Here is an 18,889-nt window from a genome sequence, read left to right as displayed (position 1 = left end):
CTGAACAACCTCAGCGACCAAACGATTCGTGAACTTCACCATGGCAATCGACACCCTTCAATATTCAGGTGTTGCGATCACCGCATGATTCAGCGGCCTCAAAACGGCCTGATCTGCTACTTACTTGGGTCCGGCTTTGGGCGCCACCCCGCTTGTGATTGAGTGGTCTCATGTCTTTTCGCTGGTCAGCCCAAGCAACCCGAACCACCTCAGCAGTAGCTTTAAGCGCACTGCTCCTGGCCAGCGCCGCGAAGCACTTCCGCACACCCAAGTTCTACTACCCGGTGGTGCCGGATTATCTTTGCCGCAAGGATGAGCAGGGGAGCCGTCCCAACGGTCCCTTGGCAGTTATGTCCCGCGAGGAATGGATCGCATCCTCAGGCCTGCTTGAGGTGACTGCCGCCGTCGGACTTTTGATCCCTGCCACGCGCCGGGTGGCCGCAGACGCCACTACTGCGATGTTCACCGCATTCCTTGCCGGGCATATAGATGCACTTCGGCGCGCCTATGGTCCGAAAGGAACGGCTGCCGAGCGGCGCATCCACACGGTTCGTTTGCCTCTGCAGATTCCGCTCATCCTGTGGTCGTGGAGCCTGCGAAAATGAGCAGCGGTCCGGCTCCCATGAAACTGCGGGAGTCTCCGGCGTTCAAGGTGGCACTGTCCCTCAGCATCGCAACCGGTCTATACGGCGTGTCATTTGGAGCCTTGGCCGTGGCGTCGGGGTTCGACTTCTGGCAGACGATGGTGCTGAGCCTCCTGCTGTTCAGTGGAGGTTCGCAGTTCGCGTTCATCGGCGTGGTTGCCGGCGGTGGATCCGGGGTGGCGGCCATGACAGCCAGTGCGTTGCTGGGGCTTCGCAACGGCATTTACGGAATGCAGATCAACGCCATGCTCCGCCCTGGCGGGTGGAAGCGTTACGTTTCCGCGCACGTGACCATTGATGAATCGACGGCGACGGCGTCAGGCCAGTCGGATCCCGACGAGCAACGACGCGGGTTCTGGACAGCCGGCATTGGCATATTCATCCTGTGGAATATCTTTACGGCAATTGGTGCGCTGGCCGGTGACGCCATGGGCGATCCCAAACAATGGGGCTTGGATGGTGCTGCGGTTGCGGCGTTCCTGGCTCTGCTGTGGCCACGGTTGAAGGGGCGCGAACCTTGGGCGATTGCCGCTGCCTGTGCACTTGCCACCATCCTGGCCGTGCCGTTCGTTCCGTCGGGTGTTCCCATTCTTGTGGCGGCAGTAGTGGCCGGCGTGATCGGCTGGTTCAGCCACGCACGCATGGATGAAGGACTGGAACCGGACGTGGATCCCTACGCGGAGAAGCACCAGCGCGAACACGGGGGCAAGAAATGAACCTCTGGCTGTGGATCCTTATTGCCTGTGCTCTGGCGTACCTGACCAAGCTGGTGGGCTACTTCGTCCCGGCCAAGCTGCTGGAGAGCCCGCGGATCATGCACGTTGCCGGCACCATGACCATTGGCCTGCTGGCATCCCTCACCGTGGTGAACGCCGTGGCGTCAGGACAAGGCCTGGTCCTTGATGCCCGCATAGGTGCCTTGGTGGCCGCCGGCGTCGCCCTTTGGCTCCGTGCGCCGTTCCTCGTCGTCGTGATTTCAGGCGCAGCAGCCGCAGCATTGCTGCGGCTGCTGGGTTGGAGCTAATTACTGGGTTGGGGCTAGCGGTACTGCTGACCACTGGGCTGTTGGGCCGGTGGCTGTTGGACCGGCGGCTGCTGCATCGGCGCCTGGGCGTAGCCTTGCGGGTACGGCTGCGCATAACCCTGCGGGTAAGCCACGAACTGCTGTCCGGCAGCAGGCCCGAGGTAGCGCGCGGAGCCGTACGAAAGCATGGGCACGAAAACCACCGGCAACAGGACCAGGCCAACTGTGTATCCGGCGTCTTTTCCAAATGATTTGGCGAGGTCGTTCATGGACACGATGCTGAAGTAGATGCCTGCGAACGGGATGAAGAAGAGCAGGTACCAGTACCAGGGGCGGCCTGCGATTTCCAAGAGCTTTATTCCGTTGTAGACCGGCACGAAGGCGCCCCACGCAGGCCTGCCGGACTTGGTGAAGATTCCCATGTAGAGCACGCCGACGATTGCGAAAATCACCGCAAAGTAGATCACCATGAACAGCAGGCCAAGGCCGACCGCGAGAGCGGAATCGGCTCCGCTGGAAGAGTATGAGCTCAGGGGAATATTCATGCAACCGACCCTACGGTCCCCGTGGCGGGCCCGCCATGGGGAGCACTCACCATGGGCAGTTATCGGGCAGGGCGTTGGTGCTTAGACTGCCTCAGAAAAGGTCATCCCCGGGATGCCCGACTGTTCCGGAAGCGGCCGTGACGGGCGCTCCGTGCGGATGGCATCCTCGATCAGCGCCACTGGACGTTTCCAAGCTTCAGAGCCCGGTTCCATGGTGTCCACCGCACCGATCAGCATGGCCACCAAGCGGACCATATCCTCGATGGTGATATCGCGTCGCAGGGAACCCTGCCCCTGGCCACGCTCAAGAAGGATGGCCATGGAGCCGATCAGGCCGCCGGTGATGCCTACGAGGAGTCCGCGTCGGCCGGCGACGGCGTCCAGAAGGTTGGCGTCATCGCTGGCAACCTTCATAACGGCGTCGATGACGTTAATCAGGCCTTCCGAAGCGTCCATGCCCTCGAGGGCAGCCTGGGCTACCGGGTCCACGTGCAAACGGAGTTGACGTGAGAGTGCTGCGAGGACCAATTGCTCTTTGTCCGAGAAGTTGCGGAACAGTGTTGCGGGGCCAACTCCAGCGGTGGCGGCGATGGTCTGAAGGGGTACTTCGGGGCCGTGCTCGCGGAAGCACTGCCGGGCGGCGGTGATGATTTTGTCCACATTGCGTGCGGCGTCGGCCCTGAGGGGCTTGCGTTCAGAGGGCTGTTCCATGCTTGTCAGGGTAGCAACGGAGCGCCGCCCGTCCGTTGTTACGCGGGAGTACGTTGTTATATGACAAACCGGCACGTGAAACACTGGATTTCATGTTGCTTGCATTCTCAGTCGCGCCTTCGGGCCAGCCCGCTTCCGCTGCCAACGGCGGACCCACCCCTGACGCCTCCGTGCACGACGCCGTGGCTGCCGCGGTCAAGATCGTCCGCGAGTCCGGACTGCCCAACCAAACGGACTCCATGTTCACCACCATCGAGGGCGAATGGGACGAGGTGTTCGACGTCGTCAAGCGCGCCACCGAGGCAGTCGGCCGCTATGGAAGCCGCGTCTCCCTGGTGATCAAGGCGGACATCCGCCCCGGGTACAGCGGCGAGTTGACCGGCAAGGTCAAACGGCTCGAAGACGCCATTTCCGCAACGGACTAGATCCTTCCCCCAAGGTGCGGTGAGTGCCAGACTGGGGGCCATGATTGAACACGTTACCGAGCCTGGTTGGGTGGACGTAGAGCGTTACCTCACTGACGTCGTCGTCCTTCCCGACCCCGCCCATAAGCGCGCCCTGACGTCCGCCGTCGAGGCCGGCATGCCGGCGATCGAAGTGGCGCCCAACGCGGGCAAGCTGCTGCGGATGCTGGTGCAAATGTCCGGGGCCAGGCGGGTCCTTGAGATAGGAACCCTGGCCGGGTTCAGCAGCATCTGGATGGCGCAGGGACTGCCCGACGACGGCAAGATAGTTACGTGCGAATTCCTCCAGAAGCACGCGGACGTTGCGCGGTCCAACGTGGATGCCGCCGGCGTCGGCCACAAAGTGGATATCAGGGTAGGTGCTGCGCTGGACACCCTCCCCACACTGGCGGGGCAGGAATCGTTCGACTTCGTGTTCATCGACGCCGATAAGGAAAATGACTCCAACTACCTCGACTGGGCCATCAAGCTGGGGCATCCGGGAACCGTGATCGTGGTGGACAACGTCATTTGGGACGGTGCCATCCTGGAACCTGGACGGGACCAAGTGAACGCGCCCGGTATTGTGGCCGCTCTGGAAAAGATGGGCCAGGATCCGCGCCTCGATGCCACCGCCATCCAGACCGTAGGAAGCAAGGGCTGGGACGGCTTCGCGATAGCACTGGTGCGCTAAGTGGATTTCACGATTCGCCCGGCGACGGTTGACGACGCCGAGGCCATGGCACTCATGCACGTCCAGTCCTGGAAAGAGAGCTACGGACGCCTGCTGCCCCCTGAGTTCTTCGAGAAACAGGAAGCGGCGCTAGCCAACCGCATCGAACGGTACCGCGCGTTCATCGCTGCGGGCCACACCCGGATGCTGGCCCATGACCCCGACGGGCACTTGGTGGGCCTTGGCGCGGCAGGTCCCGGACAAGATGAAGACGGCCCCTGCGAACGGGAACTTTTCATGCTTTACACCTTGGAACGCGTTCATGGCCGGGGTGTGGGGCAGAAGTTGGTGGACACGCTGATCGGCGACGGTCCGGCGTACTTATGGGTGCTGGATGACAACCCGCGCGCCCAGGCTTTTTACCGGCGCAACGGTTTTGTGCCGGACGGGAAACGCCAGCTCTGCGACCCATCCTGGTACTCGCTGCCGGAACATCGCATGGTGCGTCCCGGCGTCGGGCCTTAGCAGGCTCAAAATGCGCGGAAGCTGTTCCCACCGCTGACCCATATGGATATGGTGATCACGGGCGGTGCGGCTGAAGATCGCCCGGGTTGAAATCGGGCGCCGAAATCGGAGCCCGAGTACGCCATTCGATTCTCGGGAGGAAGCATGTCTGATCCAGAGCAGGATCCAAACCAGCAGGAGGGCCCCGCGGACGGCGGTGCGTCCGGTGTTCCCGGCACTCACGACGGCGGTGCTGACGGTGGTGCCGATGGTGGCGCTGATGGTGGGGCCGAGGGCCCCGCGGACGGCGGTGCGTCCGGTGTTCCCGGCACTCACGACGGCGGCGCTGACGGCGGTGCCGATGGTGGCGCTGATGGCGGCGCCGGACAACAGGGCGGCTAGGTTTGAGCTCTACCAGCACTGATTTCCAGGACCCGGGCGCTGTGAAGGGCGCCGGGGTCCTGGAAACGCGCCTGATTGACATGGGCCTTGAGAGGTTCGCCAGCGAGGTGTGGGGGCGCACCGCGCTGCTTAGCCGTGGCGTCAGCGACTTCTCCGATGTGTTTTCTGCCGATGCAGTGGACGAACTGATATCGCGCCGCGGACTGAGGACACCGTTCCTTCGCGTCGCGAAGGGCGGTTCCACCCTTCCGGAATCTTCGTTCACTTCCCCGGCAGGCGTAGGCGCCACCATCTCGGATCAGCTCGACGACACCGCGCTGTGGCGCAAATTCGCTGACGGAGCCACCCTCGTCCTGCAGGCGCTGCATCGCACCTGGGACCCCGTGTTGAGCTTCAGCAGTCAGTTGAGCACCGAGCTTGGGCATCCCGTGCAGGCCAATGCGTACATCACCCCTCCTCAGAACCGTGGTTTTGACGATCACTACGATGTCCACGACGTCTTCGTTCTGCAGATCGAAGGAACCAAGCGCTGGATCATCCACGAGCCAGTCCACGTGGACCCGTTGCGCAGCCAGCCGTGGACCGATCACCGCTCGGCCGTGGCCGAGGCTGCTCAAAGCCCCGCCTACATCGACACCGTCCTCGAACCCGGCGATGTCCTCTACCTTCCCCGTGGTTGGCTGCATGCTGCCCAGGCGCAAGGCGAAGTTTCGATCCATCTCACCCTGGGAGTCCACAGCTGGACTCGGCACACGTTGGCTGAGCACCTCACACAGGCGGCACTTGCAGCGCTGTGCGACGATCCGGCGATGCGGGGGTCCCTGCCGCTGGGCGTGGATGGACCCGAGGGCGACATCGCCGCAGTCCGTGAACGCCTTGCGTCCGCCGTCCTTGAGGCTGATATCTCTTCCCTCTTCCAACGCGCACGGAGAGGACAAGGACGCCCGGCTCCGCTTGGTCCGGTGGCCCAGCTCGCGGCCGTTCAGAGCCTCGGCCCTGAGACACTGGTGCGGCTCCGGGACGCATTGGAAACGCGGCTCGAGGGATCACGCTTGACTACCCGCGTGGGTTGGCTCGACTTCTCTGAGGCAGATTTGCCGGCCGTGGAACGCCTGTTGGGTGGAGGGGATCACCTCGCAATCGATCTGGGCGTTGAACTGGTGGAAAGGCTGTTGCGCGCAGGAGTTCTCGTCCCCGCCAGCAGTGATTGACAGAGCGAGCAGTGATTGGCAGACCCAGCAGTGATTGACGGAGCCGAGGAGTGATTGACAAAACAGTGACCTCCCCGGTGGCCGCAACACAAGGCTTCTTCTGTGCCAACAGCGCGCGCGTGCGCGGCGACTCGATGGCAGGCACGGCATCGCCCGGCCTCGTTTGGGTACTCATAGAGCACCGGGGCGGGTGGCCTCCCAACGGTTTTGAGGGCCTTGATCTTGAAGCCGGTACCAAAGCCCTCGTATCTTCTGCAGCGCGGATGGCGGGTGCACGGGTTCTCTTGGTGCGGAAACCGGGTCCACGCCCACGGCATGGCCCTAAGCGATGGGCCGTACTGCGATATCACAGCTCCGGGGACTATCAGCAGCTGTGGGGATCGTGGGAGCAGGACGCGGACCTTGCGGGGATTGTTCCAGCACTGGCGTCCCCTGGAAACCCTGGTCTTCCGCCGGTCATCCTGATCTGCGCGCATGGCCGGCACGACCCCTGTTGCGCAGTGCGTGGCCGGCCCGTGGGCCGTGCGCTCAGTGAGCTTTGGCCGGAGCTGGTGTGGGAGTGTTCCCATGTTGGCGGGGACAGGTTCGCAGCCAACGCAGTGGTGGCTCCGGACGGGGTGTATTACGGAGGTCTCGACGTCGAGTCATCCGTCGCCACGATTAAGAGCCATCTTGCCGGGCGCATTGACGCGGGGTATTTGCGGGGATACACGGATCTCTCCCCACCTCAACAAGCCGCCATCGCCGCTGTGCTCGGACGTTTTGGCCCTGCTGGCCGCCACGACTATCAGGTCACTGAAACCCAGCATCAGATCGGGGAAAACCTGGGCGAGGGCGAGCGGTGGCGCATCCACGTCACCGGCAGGCCGCCCCATCCGGCGCATATCGAGGTGGAATTGCAGGCCCGCCGCTCACCTGCGTATCAGCTCACGTGCCTGGCGCCGTCCGCGGGCTCGGTGATGGTCTACCAACCGACGTCCATCCGAAGTGCCTGAAACCAACGGGCGGCGGACACGGGTTACAAAGCGTCAGCGCAATTCCGAGTCCTCGGGTCGATCCAGATCCAGGGGCGAACCGTCCAGCGACGAGTCCAGCAGGCTCGGCGGTTTGGGCACGCGTACCAGGAGAAGGCAGACCACCGTCAGCCAGGCGACTGCCACCGTCAACACCTCCATCCATACGGATGCTCCCAGTTCCATGTAAGAAATCATATGGCTCTTGACGACTAAACGGTAAGTAGCCTTATCTTTGCAGTGTGAGTCGAGGTCAGGCCGTGCTCCACTAGGGTTGAAGCATGACTCAGGCAGGGCGGAAGTAGTGGCGAAACCCCGTAAATCCAGCAAGGCAAGGTCCCAGAGATCGACGCCGGGAGTGGTCGAGGTGCCTGCCGGCACCCGCATTGACGGACCGGTGGCCGGCGTCTACTACATCGATACAGGCGACTGCGAGTTGCTCCAGGACCAGGACAACTCCAACGGCTGGCTGCTCAAGATCAACGGCGTCATGAGCTCACACATAGACCTCGCCGATCCGCTGTTCCTCGACTTTGAATACATGCGCTGGATCGCGGCACTGGTGGAATCCCGGTGGCCCCGGGAACAGAAGCCTAAACTGCGTGCCCTGCACCTGGGCGGGGGAGCCTGCTCCATGGCACGGTACTTCCACGCCGCTTACCCCGAGGCGCGTCAGGTGGTGGTGGAGCTTGATGGCAAGCTGGCCGACTACGTCCGTGGCTGGTTCGATCTCCCCAAAGCGCCCCTGTTACGGATCCGCGTGGGCGAAGCCCGGCAGGTGACGGAGTCCCTCACTCCGGACAGCCGGGACCTCATCATTCGGGATGTTTTCGCCGGAGCCTACACGCCCCGTGCTTTGACCACGCGCGAGTTCACGGCCCATGCGGACTCGGTCCTCGCCCCCGATGGGCTGTACGTGGTCAACTCCGGGGACGCGCCGGATCTCAAGAATGCTCGGGCCGACGCCGCCACCATCGCGGACACGTTCGAGCACACCATGATCATTGCCGATCCCGCGATGCTCAAGGGCCGGCGGTACGGCAACATGATCATGGCCGGCAGCCACGCACCGTTCGGTGACGACCCCACCCTCGCCCGCAGGCTCCTGGGCGGAGGCGTCCCTGCGCACATCTGGGATGACGCCAAAGTACGCGCCTTCGCCCAAGGAATCCCGGTGCGGCACGACCCTCCGACGGAGACGCTGGGGGAGGGCCCGTCAGCTTCGGCTGAGTGAGCTGTTCCAGGCTTCCCACAAGTGGGCGTAGCGGCCCTCTGCTGCCAGCAGTTCCTGATGCGAACCCGATTCCACAATCCGCCCCTGCTCCATGACCACCACCGTGTCCGCTGAAGCCGCCTGGGACAGCCGGTGCGCGATCACTACTGAGGTCCTTCCCGTCAACGCAGCTTCCGCCGCTTGATCCAGCATGGTGGCAGAACCGGTTCCCGCCTCTGCGGTGGCTTCGTCGAGGACTGCAATGGGCGGGTTCTTGAGCATGAGCCGTGCCAAGGCAAGTTGTTGGGCCTGCTCCGGTGTGAGTTGGTGGCCGCCGGCCCCTACGGAAGTCTCCAGTCCGTCGTCGAGCGCTACAACCCACGTAGCCCCAACCGCCTTCAGGACGCACGAAAGTTCCTCCGCGGAAGCACCGGGCTTGGCGAGCTGGAGGTCCTCGGCGAGCGTTCCGGAGAAGACATGTACCTCCTGGCTGACCATCGAAATCCGTTCATGCAGCTCAGCCGGGGCGGCAGCGGCAGAGTCCAGTCCACCCACCCAGGCCGTGCCGCTGTGGGGGTGTTCCAAGCCCATGATGACCTTGGCCAGGGTGGTCTTACCGGCGCCGGAGGTACCCACGATTGCTACGCGCTCACCCGGCTTGACGGTCAGGGAGACGGCGTTCAGTGCGGGGCGCTGGCCGGGGTAGGCGAAGGTGACATGCTCCAGGACGATTCCAGCGTCGATTCCAGCGTCGATTCCAGCGTCGGTTCCCCGAAAAATTCCGGCCCCGGTAGTGCCTGCCGGGGCGGACGCCGCGACAGTCTCCGGCTTCGCGGACATGGTCAGCCCGAACATGCGGCCCAATCCTGCTGCGGCCTTCTGCAGTTCATCGAACTGTCCCAAGACCAAGCCGATGGGATCGAACAGCCGGTAGAAGTACAACGCGGCAGCGGTAGCCGCGCCGATGGTCACGGTTCCCTCGGCGTGAAGCCAGAACCCCACCACCAGCACCGCGGACAGGCCGATGAGTTCGGCCAGGTTCAGGCGGTTGTAGAAGCGGGTCAGGTAATTGACACCCTTGAGCGCATGTCCGATGTTCTCCCGGGAGGCGGCCGCCACCAAGTCAGCGTGACGGGAGCCGAGGCCCAGGGCCAGCACGGAAGGTGAGCCGTGAACGGTCTCAATGATCTGTTCGGTCCGGTTGGCTTCGGTGATCCGTACCGTCCGGTAGATGGGTGCGGTTCGTTTGAGGAACCAGCGAAGGGTGAACACCTGCAAGGGTGCGGCGATCAGGACAGCCACGGCGAAGCGCCAGTCGATGACACCCAGGCCCAGCAACGTCACGGCAATGGTGAAGGCCGCGCTGGTGAACGCAGGCAGCACGCCGGAAATGGCCTCGCTGACCGCTTCCACATCACCGGACACGCGGGCCACCACATCGCCGATGCCCGCCTTTTCCAGTTGATTCAGCGGCTTCCGGACGGCCGCGGCGAAGACTTCCTCGCGCAGCCCGGCCAAGGCTTCCTCGCAGATCCTGGCCAGCAGGTTCTGTCCGAGGATGCCCAGCAGGGCACCGAGTCCACCGGCAACCAGCAAGGCGATGGCCAGCCACAGCAGGGACATGACGTCGCCGCCGCTGGCTGCGATGTTGACCATGATGCCCAGGATGGCCGGCGCGGCCAGCCCGCAGCAGGCCGCCGCCAGAAGGACGAACACCGTAAAGGCGAGCCTGCCAGGGCGCTGAGCCAGGAGGCGCCACATGGCCCTCCGGGTCTCGCGGGGCGTGGCAATAGGGAGGATTTCGGTGCTCAAGAGCCCACCACCTCGCGGTAGCCGGTAGATGTGGCCAGGAGTTCACGGTGGGTGCCGCTTTCAGATGCTGCGCCGCCCCCACCCATCACCACTCGATGGCAGACAGCCAGCAGTGTGGGACTGGTAGTCACCAGTACCAGGGCTTTGTCAGGGAAGTTCCGCAAGCCATCAGCGATCACGGCTTCGGTTGCGGTGTCGACGGCGGTAGTGGGGTCGTGCAGGACCAGTACCGGTTGTTTTTGGTGCAGTGAACGGCCCAGCACCAGCCGCTGCCGTTGGCCGCCTGACAGGCTTTGGCCGCCTCCAGTGAGTACAGTTTCGGTGCCTTCCGGCAGTTGCGAGACAAAGTCCCCGACGGCGGCCGCAGCCATGGCACGCTCGTCCAGCGGGGCATCGGCTACTGCCACGTTGTCGCGGACACTGCCGCGGAACAGCACGCCGTCGTGACTGTCGGCGAACACCCTCGAACGGACATGGACAGGATCCAGGTCTGCAGCATCCTGGCCGTCGATGGACACCAGACCGCGGGGTGCGGGTGTGCGGAAGCCGAGCGTGTCCACCAAGAGCCTCGCTTGTGTTCCGTCGGGAAGAACCACGCCCACGATTTCCCCGGCAGCGGCCGTGAAGGGCGGGAATGCAGCGTCGCCGGATCCCGGGCGGAGCTCGAGCAGTGGGGCTGGTTCACGCAGTGGGGCTGGCTCAGGCAGTGGGGCGGGTTCACGAGATGCGGCGACGCTGGAAGCCGAGCCGGCCGTCGTCGTCGTGCGTTCTTCCGGCTCCGGTGCCGGGACCGCGTCCGGTTCCGCAAGCAACACCGCTATGCGTACGGCCGAGGCGCGTTTGCGTGCGAGTTCCACGCTGAGGAAGCCAAGGGCGGCCATGGGCCCTTGGACGAATTGGGCCACGCCAACAACTGCCACCAGTTGCCCTACCGTAATGCTGCCTTGAACGGCGAACCAGGCTGCGAAGAAGGCAATACCTGCCAGGAACGCCGCGGAAAGGGCGGTGCTCGCGCCGTTGTAGGCGGATCTGGAGCGGACCGCCCGCAGGCCGGCCAGAAGGGACGTCCGGCTCGCGGCCGTATAGCGGGTCACGGCTGCCTCCTCGGCACCGAGGCCCTTGAGGGGACGTGATCCTGTGACGAAGTCCGTGGCCAGCGCGCCGGCGCGGGCCGCCGAGGACTGTTCAACATCGCTGCGGTCCTCCAACGGTTTGGTGAGGCGCTGCATCACCACCAGCATGACGGGCGTGGCCACCAGGACTGCAATGCCCAGAGGGACCGAAATCAACAGCAGAGTCACGGCTGAGGTGACGACGCCGGCTGCGGCTGCAAGGCCACCACCGATGAGCCAGGACAAGCCGGCCACCCTGTCAGCGTCGGAGGAGGCGATCGCAACGATTTCGCCGGGTGCACGCCGGGCCGCCATGCCATGCGGGTGAAGAGTGCGCTCCACTGCCAACTGCCGGAGATCGTGCGAACCGTACAGGAAGGAACGGTTGGTGGCGAGGGTGCCGATGCGCCAGGAAAGGGCGAGCACCACGAAGACCACAGCCAGGGCGCCAAGCCACCAGAGGAGGGCGCCGGCGTCGTGCGGTGAAATCGCTTTGTCAACGGCAGCGCCGATGGTGGCCGGGACCAGCGCCTCGCTGACCTGATGCAAAATGAAGCCCGCGCAGCCCACCAGTAACAACTTCCAGCGGCCGTTGGCCAAAAGGGTGAAGGTGAAGAGACGGGAAGCCGTCCAGGGAGTTGACGTGTTACGCCCCGGTGGGCAGGACGGAAGGGAAGAACTGGAGGGCATGCTTACCATAGTAAGGCTCACCTAACTTCGAGAAGGCCAGATGACCCGCCAAGCTGTATCGCAATCCGGACAGGCAGCCCTCCCTCCGGATGCCCTCCCCGAGGAGGAGACGTCGCCGCAGGTCTACGGCGTGTACACCGGATATTTCGAGTGCGCCACGCCAGCTGCCTGGACTGAACACGTCCACGAAACCCATGAGCTGCTGTGGGGTGCGCGGGGTGTGCTGACGGTGGAGGCCGATGGTGGTTTCTTTGCCGTCCCGGCAACGTTGGGGCTCTGGATTCCTGCGGGCGTGGTTCACGCCGTGAAGTCAACGCAGGGTACGGGGTTCTATTGCTCCCACATTGATGCGCAGGTGGCGCCGCAGTTGGCGAGCCGCACCGTGGCAGTTACTGTGCCCACTGCTGCGCAGGAACTGTTGCGCCATATGAGCACTTTCGACATGGATGATTCCCTGAGGAAGGGTTCTGAGCAGGTGGTGTTGGGGCTGCTCGATGTTGTGGATGCCCGGCCGATGCTGTTGCCAATGCCCACGGATCCGCGGCTGGAACTCATCGCCCGCGCCCTCCTGGACGATCCGGCCTTGGACCGTTCGTTGGAGGAATGGAGCGTTGAAGTGTCCATTAGTGTCCGCAACTTATCCCGCCTGTTCCACAAGGAAACGGGCATGACGTTTGCCCAGTGGCGCATCCATGCCAGGGTACGCGTTGCCTTGGGGTTGCTGGCCGCCGGATACCCGGTTTCCTCGGTCAGCAGGAGGGTGGGCTACAACAATCCCAGTGCCTTCGTCCAAGTGTTCCGAAAGGTCATGGGGCACACTCCGGGGTGGTACGTATCCTCGCTTAAGGCCGGAAACCATCACTCTTTGGCCGGTTCCGAATAGAATCCATCGGTTTTCAATCCCTCAGCGTTGTTAGGGTAGGTATACCTAACTTCGGTAGCCGCTGAATGAGCCCAACATCGGGCCGCGACTACCAACGGGAGCTCTCCGTCTCCCCTGAGAATCAAGAGGACCGCAGTGATTTCACGCACTAAAACCATGTCTGCCGCCGTTGCGGCCTTGGCATCCGCAGCTCTGCTTTTGAGCGGCTGCGCCACCACCGATGCCAGTGCAAGCGCCAAATCGGAGACCCGCACGGTAACCAGCGAGGTCAAAGAGGTGAACATCCCCGCGGAACCGAAGAAAGCCCTGGGCATGTACACCACGGACCTGGACATGCTGATCACGCTCGGCATTCCGCTCGCCAGCCAGCAGCCCATCCGTGACAGCGGCTACTCGGGCTTCCCGTACTTCTTCGACCAAGACGCCCTCAAGGGCATCACGCCGTTCACCAACTACCCGGAATTCAACTTCGAGGCCATCCTCAAAGCACAGCCGGACGTCATCCTGAACGGCCTGGGCTACGAGAAGGAGCTTGATGGCAAGCTCTCCGACATCGCCCCCACCTACACGTTCAACGGCTTCGACGGCAGCGATTGGCGTACCAAGTTCAAGACGGTAGCCGAGGCTTTTGGCAAGACCGAGCAGTACCAGGCCTGGATGGACAAGTACCAGGCCAAGGTTGATGACGTGAAGAAGCGTCTGGCCGAGGCAGGCAAGAGCAACCTGGTGATCGGCCCCGTGGACTACTACGAGGACCAAGTATCGGTTAGCTGCTACGGAACGCCGTGCCTGGTCATCAAGGACCTCGGCTTGAAGGTTTCCCCGCTGGCCGACGGTGAAGGCGTTAAACTCAGCGCCGAGCAGCTCGAACAGCTCAACGGCATCGACGCCATCATCACCACCGAGGTCCCCGAGAAGGACGGCGCCAACCCGGACGCCTTCGCTCCGCTGGCCAACAACAAGCTGTGGACCTCGCTGCCCTTCGTGGCCAACAAGCAGATCCACACCTATGACCTCGAAATGATCTACGGCTCGCCCAGCGGCCAGTACGCCCTCCTGGAGAAGTTCGAAAAGGCGCTCCTGTCATGATGAGCATCTACCGGGCCGAGGTCATTTCCACCCGCCTGCTCACCCCCGGAATGGTCCGGATTACCTTCGGCGGACCCGGCTTGACCGGCTTCGACACCACGGGTGTTGGCGACGAATACCTCCGCGTCTTCCTGCCCGATCCGGGCACGCATGAAGCACGCCTCCCCATCTCCACCGGCGACTCCTGGGACTGGTCCGAAGGCGTCGAGCCGTCCGCCATGCGGACGTACACGGTCCGCGGTGTGGACGCCGCGGCCGGGACCGTGGACATTGACTTCGTAGTTCACGACGGCGGACTGGCAGCTTCCTGGGCGCAGCGCGCCCAGGTGGGTGACGTCGTCGGGCTCAACTCGCCCACTGGACTGTATGAACCGCCGGCCGGGCTGCAGTGGCAGATCCTGCTGGCCGACGCCACCGGCCTCCCCGCAGTGGCGCGCCTCGTGGAGCAAACGCCACCCGGTGTTCGCACCCGTGTCCTGATCGAGGTTGAGGATCCATCGCACCAACAGGAACTGACCCTCGGCGCCGGAACCGAAGTCGCCTGGATTTACGGCGGGAACGGCCACAGCCAGTCCCGACTGGATGAGGTCCTGCGCTCCATGGAGTTCCCCGGCGGGGTGGGCTACATCTGGGTGGCCGGCGAAACCAAGGTGCTGCGCGGAATCCGCAAGTACCTCCGGCATGAGAAGAAGCTCACGCCCGAGTCCTACAAGCTGATCGGCTACTGGACGGACAAGAGCGAGGCTTGGGAAGAGCGCTGGGAAAATCTCGACGCCGAAACCCGCCGCTGGTTCGACGATCTCTGGTCCAACGAGAAGCGCGATCGCGAGGAAATCGTGGACCTGCAGGACGCCAAGTTCGAATTGCTGGGCCTCTAAATGGCATCGGGAACCATGGCGCCGCGTTCCATAGCCGAAGCCTCAGCGGCTGAAGCGCAGGACGCGGCGCCGGCTTCACCTGCTGGCGCGCGCCCTGCGGGCCTCGCCTCAGTGAACCGGTACCGCCTACTGGGATTGCTCGCAGCAATTGGCGCTTTGGCCATGGTTCTCTGGTTGAGCCTGGTAGTGGGCTCAAAGGACATTGACCTGGCTGCTCTCTGGCCCGCCATCACGGCGTACGATGCCTCGCCGGAACACGTGATCATCCACGATCTCCGCCTGCCCCGAACCGTCACCGGCGTGGTGGTAGGCGTTGCCCTGGGTCTGTCCGGGGCGCTGATCCAAGCGTTGACACGCAACCCGTTGGCGGACCCTGGCATCCTGGGCGTCAACGCAGGTGCCGGGTTCTTCGTGGTCCTCGGCGTTGCGATCTTCGGAGTCACCAGCATCCAGGAGTACATCTGGTTCTCCTTCGCCGGTGCCGTGGTGGCCACCGTCGCCGTGTACTTCATCGGGTCACGGGGGAGGGGCGGGGCCACCCCGCTCCGCCTCACCCTGGCAGGGGTTGCCCTCGGAGCAGTCCTCGGAGGTATTTCGTCCGGAATCACGCTCCTGCGCCCAGCTGTTTTCGACAGCATGCGCAGTTGGAGCGCCGGAACACTCAGCAACCGCACGTGGGAGATTTTCACCACCGTGGCACCGTTCATCCTTATTGGAACGGTCATCGCTTTGGCCATGGCTAGGCCCCTGAACGCCGTGGCCATGGGCGACGACACCGCCAAGTCCCTCGGCGCCAACATCGTTCGCACCCGCATCTGGACCATCGTGTCAGTGACCCTGCTCTGCGGTGCCGCGACCGCAGCCGCTGGGCCCATCGGATTCGTGGGCCTCATGGTCCCGCACGTAGCCCGATGGATTGTTGGCCCGGACCAGCGCTGGATTCTGGCCTACACCCTGGTGCTCTCGCCAGTACTGCTTCTGGTGTCCGACATCGTGGGGCGCATTGTTCTCCGCCCCGGCGAAATGCAGGTAGGAATCATCACCGCATTCGTTGGCGCGCCCGTCCTCATCTGGCTCATTCGACGCCGGAAAGTGAGCACCCTGTGATGCGCACCGATCCCGCGATATCCCAAAAACCCGCCCCGCCTATCAGGCAGGCCCCGCCCATCAACTATGCCCCGCCCATCGACTTCGGCCGGCGAACCCTCGCCGTCCGCCGCTTTGGCGGACGCGTCTCCCTTCGCCTCGACGTCCGCACCCTGGTTGTCACCGCCGTCCTCGTCACCGCCGCCCTGGCGCTCGCCGTCGTCGCCCTTGGCCTGGGCGAGTTCAGCGTTGCGGTACCGGACGTTGTGTCTGCGCTGCTGGGAAACTCCAGCGGCGCCGTGCACATGGTGGTGGTGGAGTGGAGATTGCCCCGCGTCCTCCTGGCCCTGTTATTGGGGGCGGCCATGGGGGTCAGCGGGGCAATCTTCCAATCGCTGACCCGCAACGCGCTGGGAAGCCCGGACGTGATCGGCTTCAACACTGGTGCTTACACGGGTGCGCTGGTGGTCATCCTGCTCATGGGTGGAGGCTACTTTGCTGTGTCTGCCGGTGCGCTGGTGGGTGGGCTGGTGACTGCCGCGCTGGTTTACCTGTTTGCCTACAAGAAGGGCATCCAGGGTTTCCGGCTCATCATCGCCGGCATCGCCGTGAGCGCCATGCTGGCGTCGGTGAACACCTTCATGATCCTTAAGGCGTCCTTGGAGCAGGCCATGTCTGCAGCCGTCTGGGGTGCTGGATCCTTGAACAAGATCGGCTGGGAGCAGGTGCTGCCGGTGGTGATCATCTTTGTGGTGCTGCTGGTGGTGCTGGCCTTTTACGGCCGACGGTTGGGCCTTTTGGAAATGGGCGACGACGCCGCCCGGGCCTTGGGCGTTCGGCTGGAAGGCTCGCGGCTGGTCCTCGCAGTGGTGGGCGTGGCTTTGACCGCGATGGTCACCGCCGCGGCGGGTCCCATTGCGTTCGTTTCCTTGGCCGCCCCTCAATTGGCGCGCCGCCTGACCCGCTCCGCGTCGGTGGGAATGGTTCCGTCCGCTGCCATGGGGGCGTTCCTGCTGGTGGCCAGCGACATCGTGGCGCAGAACCTTTTCGCCCCCATCCAACTGCCCGTGGGCGTAGTGACAGTGAGCATCGGCGGCTGTTATCTCGTGTGGCTCCTCGCCCGTGAGGTGAAGCGGCAATGAGTGAAGAATTGAAGGAGATTGCTTTGACTGATGTGGTGGATGTTCCTGCTTCTGTTGGCTCGGTGCTGGGTTCCGGCTCGGTGCTGGGATCCGCGCGGCTCCGCGCCGAGAATGTGAGCCTTGGCTACGCCGGACGCACTGTGTCCCAGGCCCTCGATGTGCGCATTCCGGATGGTGAGTTCACGGTGATCGTGGGCCCGAATGCCTGCGGTAAGTCGACACTGTTGCGGGCGCTGTCCCGGCTGCTGGAGCCCACCTCGGGGTCTGTGCTTTTGGACGGCAAGAGCATCTCGTCCTACGGGGCCAAGGAAGTTGCCCGGACACTTGGCCTGCTGCCGCAAACGTCCATCGCCCCGGACGGAATTACCGTGGCGGACCTCGTGGCCCGGGGGCGCTATCCGCACCAGAAGCTGTTGCGTCAATGGTCCGAGGCCGACGAGGCCGCCGTAGTTAAGGCGTTGGAAGCCACGAATGTTGACGGGTTGTCCGGCCGTTTGGTGGACGAACTCTCCGGTGGGCAGCGGCAACGCGTGTGGGTGGCCATGGTGCTGGCCCAACAAACCCCTTTATTGCTCCTGGATGAGCCCACCACGTTCCTGGATATCGCGCACCAGATCGAGCTCCTGGAACTGTTCCGGAGGCTCAATCGCGAAGGCAACACCCTGGTGGCCGTGCTCCACGATCTCAACCATGCCTGCCGCTACGCCACGCACCTGATTGCCATGAAAGACGGGGCGGTGGTTGCGGAGGGCCGGCCTGCCGATGTGGTCACAGCCGAGTTGGTGGAGCGCGTGTTTGGCCTGCCGTGCATCGTGATCGACGACCCCGTGAGCCACACGCCGCTGGTGATCCCGCTGGGGTCATGACTCGTCCGGGTTAGGCGGCCCCCAGCAACTCCTCCCGCCTCCGCTCCGTTTCCTCCCGCAGGCCCTGCACGACGGCGGCTACCGCGGGGCGGCGCATGGAGTCCGGGCGGAGGACCATCCAGTAGGGGAGGAGTTCCGCGAAGGCGGCTGGCAGGAGTCGCACCAAATCGGGGTGCCGGTCGGCCATAAAGCACGGCAGGAACCCCACTCCAGCGCCGGCCCGGGTGGCTTCGACATGGACGAAAACGTTGGTTGAACTGAGGCCATCGCGCATGGTGGGGACCAGTCTGCGGGGAGCATCCAGGTCGTCCACCTGCAGCATCGAATCCACGAAGTAGACCAGTTGGTGTTGCGTGAGCTCTTCAATGCTTGAAGGGGTGCCGTGGTCTGCCAGGTAGGCCCGCGAGGCGTACATTCCCAGCCGATATTCGCCCAGGCGGATCGCTTCGGCCCGGTGCACTTGCGGCGTCCCCACCACCACTTCGATGTCCAAACCGGAGCGCTGTTGCAAGGCCCGCCTAGTCACCGTCACGATCTCCACGCTGAGGCCGGGGTGTTCGCGCCGCAGCCGCGCCACGGCCGGTGCCGCGATGTACGCGCTGAAACCATCGGTGGCGGTCATGCGTACGACGCCGGTAATCGGGTCTGGTGCGCGGTCGCTCGGTCCCAATGCGCCCACTGCAGCTTCGATCCGCTCTGCAACCTGCACGGCTTCGGCGCCCAACTCCGTCACTTCCCAACCACCGGCCGCCCGCGCGAGGACCCGGCCACCCAAGGACTTCTCCAGCGCCGCTATCCTGCGCGAAACGGTGGTGTGGTTCAGTCCCAAGGCTTGTGCCGCCGTCGTAAATTTTCCTGAACGTGACACGGCGAGCAAGATGAGGAGGTCGTCCGGGTTCGGTTTCATATCTGCAATTTTGCACATACTCAGTGCCGCTTTGGTCATTG

General features: G+C 63.9%; 22 protein-coding genes. 16 read left to right on the top strand and 6 right to left on the bottom strand.

The window, feature by feature from the left end:
* Positions 1-170 precede the first annotated feature (170 nt).
* The 3 genes from ACIQH5_RS14190 to ACIQH5_RS14180 are packed head-to-tail and all read left to right on the top strand — an operon-like array spanning position 171 to position 1,668.
* A complete protein-coding gene (locus tag ACIQH5_RS14190) occupies positions 171-605 on the top strand; it encodes a hypothetical protein (RefSeq protein WP_400404355.1) in 435 nt (144 codons plus the stop codon).
* Positions 602-1,360, top strand: a complete 759-nt coding sequence (locus tag ACIQH5_RS14185; RefSeq protein WP_400404352.1) for an AzlC family ABC transporter permease — start codon at positions 602-604, stop codon at positions 1,358-1,360. The genes ACIQH5_RS14190 and ACIQH5_RS14185 overlap by 4 nt, the downstream gene beginning before the upstream one ends.
* Complete coding sequence (locus ACIQH5_RS14180; RefSeq protein WP_400404349.1) at positions 1,357-1,668, top strand: AzlD domain-containing protein; 312 nt, start codon at positions 1,357-1,359, stop codon at positions 1,666-1,668. The genes ACIQH5_RS14185 and ACIQH5_RS14180 overlap by 4 nt, the downstream gene beginning before the upstream one ends.
* Positions 1,669-1,682: 14 nt before the next feature.
* On the opposite strand, the gene ACIQH5_RS14175 is transcribed toward ACIQH5_RS14180, so the two are convergent.
* A complete protein-coding gene (locus ACIQH5_RS14175; RefSeq protein WP_400404346.1) occupies positions 1,683-2,213 on the bottom strand; it encodes a DUF5684 domain-containing protein in 531 nt (176 codons plus the stop codon).
* A gap of 81 nt (positions 2,214-2,294) precedes the next feature.
* Complete coding sequence (locus ACIQH5_RS14170) at positions 2,295-2,924, bottom strand: TetR/AcrR family transcriptional regulator (protein WP_400404344.1); 630 nt, start codon at positions 2,922-2,924, stop codon at positions 2,295-2,297.
* Positions 2,925-3,016: 92 nt separating this feature from the next.
* Between ACIQH5_RS14170 and ACIQH5_RS14165 the strand changes: the two genes are divergently transcribed.
* From ACIQH5_RS14165 to ACIQH5_RS14140, 6 genes are all read left to right on the top strand, one after another.
* Positions 3,017-3,349, top strand: coding sequence for an MTH1187 family thiamine-binding protein (locus tag ACIQH5_RS14165; RefSeq protein WP_400404341.1), 333 nt, complete (start codon positions 3,017-3,019; stop codon positions 3,347-3,349).
* Positions 3,350-3,389: 40 nt separating this feature from the next.
* Positions 3,390-4,061 (top strand): O-methyltransferase, encoded by a 672-nt coding sequence (locus ACIQH5_RS14160; RefSeq protein WP_400404339.1) that lies wholly within the window; start codon positions 3,390-3,392, stop codon positions 4,059-4,061.
* A complete protein-coding gene (locus tag ACIQH5_RS14155; protein WP_400404336.1) occupies positions 4,062-4,565 on the top strand; it encodes a GNAT family N-acetyltransferase in 504 nt (167 codons plus the stop codon).
* A gap of 144 nt (positions 4,566-4,709) precedes the next feature.
* Positions 4,710-4,946: a BatC protein gene (locus ACIQH5_RS14150; protein WP_400404333.1), complete on the top strand. Its 237-nt coding sequence runs from the start codon at positions 4,710-4,712 to the stop codon at positions 4,944-4,946.
* Between the two features lie 2 nt (positions 4,947-4,948).
* Positions 4,949-6,157 carry a cupin domain-containing protein gene (locus ACIQH5_RS14145; RefSeq protein ID WP_400404331.1) on the top strand — a complete coding sequence of 403 codons (1,209 nt, stop codon included), beginning with the start codon at positions 4,949-4,951 and terminating at the stop codon, positions 6,155-6,157.
* 134 nt (positions 6,158-6,291) lie between these two features.
* Positions 6,292-7,152, top strand: a complete 861-nt coding sequence (locus ACIQH5_RS14140; protein WP_400404377.1) for a sucrase ferredoxin — start codon at positions 6,292-6,294, stop codon at positions 7,150-7,152.
* Between the two features lie 33 nt (positions 7,153-7,185).
* Here ACIQH5_RS14140 and ACIQH5_RS14135 read toward each other — a convergent pair whose 3' ends face one another.
* Positions 7,186-7,356 (bottom strand): hypothetical protein, encoded by a 171-nt coding sequence (locus ACIQH5_RS14135; RefSeq protein WP_400404328.1) that lies wholly within the window; start codon positions 7,354-7,356, stop codon positions 7,186-7,188.
* Positions 7,357-7,537: 181 nt separating this feature from the next.
* Between ACIQH5_RS14135 and ACIQH5_RS14130 the strand changes: the two genes are divergently transcribed.
* The gene (locus tag ACIQH5_RS14130) at positions 7,538-8,404 is read left to right on the top strand and encodes a spermidine synthase (RefSeq protein ID WP_400404325.1); all 867 of its coding nucleotides are present in this window, start codon (positions 7,538-7,540) and stop codon (positions 8,402-8,404) included.
* On the opposite strand, the gene ACIQH5_RS14125 is transcribed toward ACIQH5_RS14130, so the two are convergent.
* Both ACIQH5_RS14125 and ACIQH5_RS14120 read right to left on the bottom strand, forming a co-directional pair.
* Positions 8,387-10,144 (bottom strand): ABC transporter ATP-binding protein, encoded by a 1,758-nt coding sequence (locus ACIQH5_RS14125; protein ID WP_400404375.1) that lies wholly within the window; start codon positions 10,142-10,144, stop codon positions 8,387-8,389. The two genes, ACIQH5_RS14130 and ACIQH5_RS14125, sit on opposite strands and share 18 nt — an antisense overlap.
* 47 nt (positions 10,145-10,191) lie before the next feature.
* Positions 10,192-11,997, bottom strand: coding sequence for an ABC transporter transmembrane domain-containing protein (locus ACIQH5_RS14120; RefSeq protein WP_400404322.1), 1,806 nt, complete (start codon positions 11,995-11,997; stop codon positions 10,192-10,194).
* Between the two features lie 40 nt (positions 11,998-12,037).
* Between ACIQH5_RS14120 and ACIQH5_RS14115 the strand changes: the two genes are divergently transcribed.
* The 6 genes from ACIQH5_RS14115 (at position 12,038) to ACIQH5_RS14090 (ending at position 17,941) form a co-directional block, all read left to right on the top strand.
* Positions 12,038-12,880 (top strand): helix-turn-helix domain-containing protein, encoded by an 843-nt coding sequence (locus ACIQH5_RS14115; RefSeq protein WP_400404320.1) that lies wholly within the window; start codon positions 12,038-12,040, stop codon positions 12,878-12,880.
* A 135-nt stretch (positions 12,881-13,015) separates the two neighbouring features.
* Positions 13,016-13,969: an ABC transporter substrate-binding protein gene (locus ACIQH5_RS14110; RefSeq protein WP_400404318.1), complete on the top strand. Its 954-nt coding sequence runs from the start codon at positions 13,016-13,018 to the stop codon at positions 13,967-13,969.
* The gene (locus tag ACIQH5_RS14105) at positions 13,966-14,847 is read left to right on the top strand and encodes a siderophore-interacting protein (protein ID WP_400404316.1); all 882 of its coding nucleotides are present in this window, start codon (positions 13,966-13,968) and stop codon (positions 14,845-14,847) included. Before ACIQH5_RS14110 ends, ACIQH5_RS14105 begins: the two co-directional genes overlap by 4 nt.
* Entirely contained in the window at positions 14,848-15,954 is a 1,107-nt protein-coding gene (locus ACIQH5_RS14100; protein ID WP_400404314.1) for an iron chelate uptake ABC transporter family permease subunit, read from the top strand.
* Complete coding sequence (locus ACIQH5_RS14095; protein ID WP_400404312.1) at positions 15,954-17,075, top strand: FecCD family ABC transporter permease; 1,122 nt, start codon at positions 15,954-15,956, stop codon at positions 17,073-17,075. The genes ACIQH5_RS14100 and ACIQH5_RS14095 overlap by 1 nt, the downstream gene beginning before the upstream one ends.
* Positions 17,072-17,941 carry an ABC transporter ATP-binding protein gene (locus ACIQH5_RS14090; RefSeq protein WP_400404310.1) on the top strand — a complete coding sequence of 290 codons (870 nt, stop codon included), beginning with the start codon at positions 17,072-17,074 and terminating at the stop codon, positions 17,939-17,941. Before ACIQH5_RS14095 ends, ACIQH5_RS14090 begins: the two co-directional genes overlap by 4 nt.
* Before the next feature lie 10 nt (positions 17,942-17,951).
* On the opposite strand, the gene ACIQH5_RS14085 is transcribed toward ACIQH5_RS14090, so the two are convergent.
* Positions 17,952-18,848, bottom strand: a complete 897-nt coding sequence (locus ACIQH5_RS14085; RefSeq protein WP_400404307.1) for a LysR family transcriptional regulator — start codon at positions 18,846-18,848, stop codon at positions 17,952-17,954.
* Positions 18,849-18,889: the final 41 nt, after the last annotated feature.

Source organism: Paenarthrobacter sp. NPDC091711 (genome assembly GCF_044756605.1).
Taxonomy (GTDB): domain Bacteria; phylum Actinomycetota; class Actinomycetes; order Actinomycetales; family Micrococcaceae; genus Arthrobacter.
The sequence above is the reverse complement of the archived record's forward strand: the minus strand, read 5'-3'. Positions and strand labels throughout refer to the sequence as shown.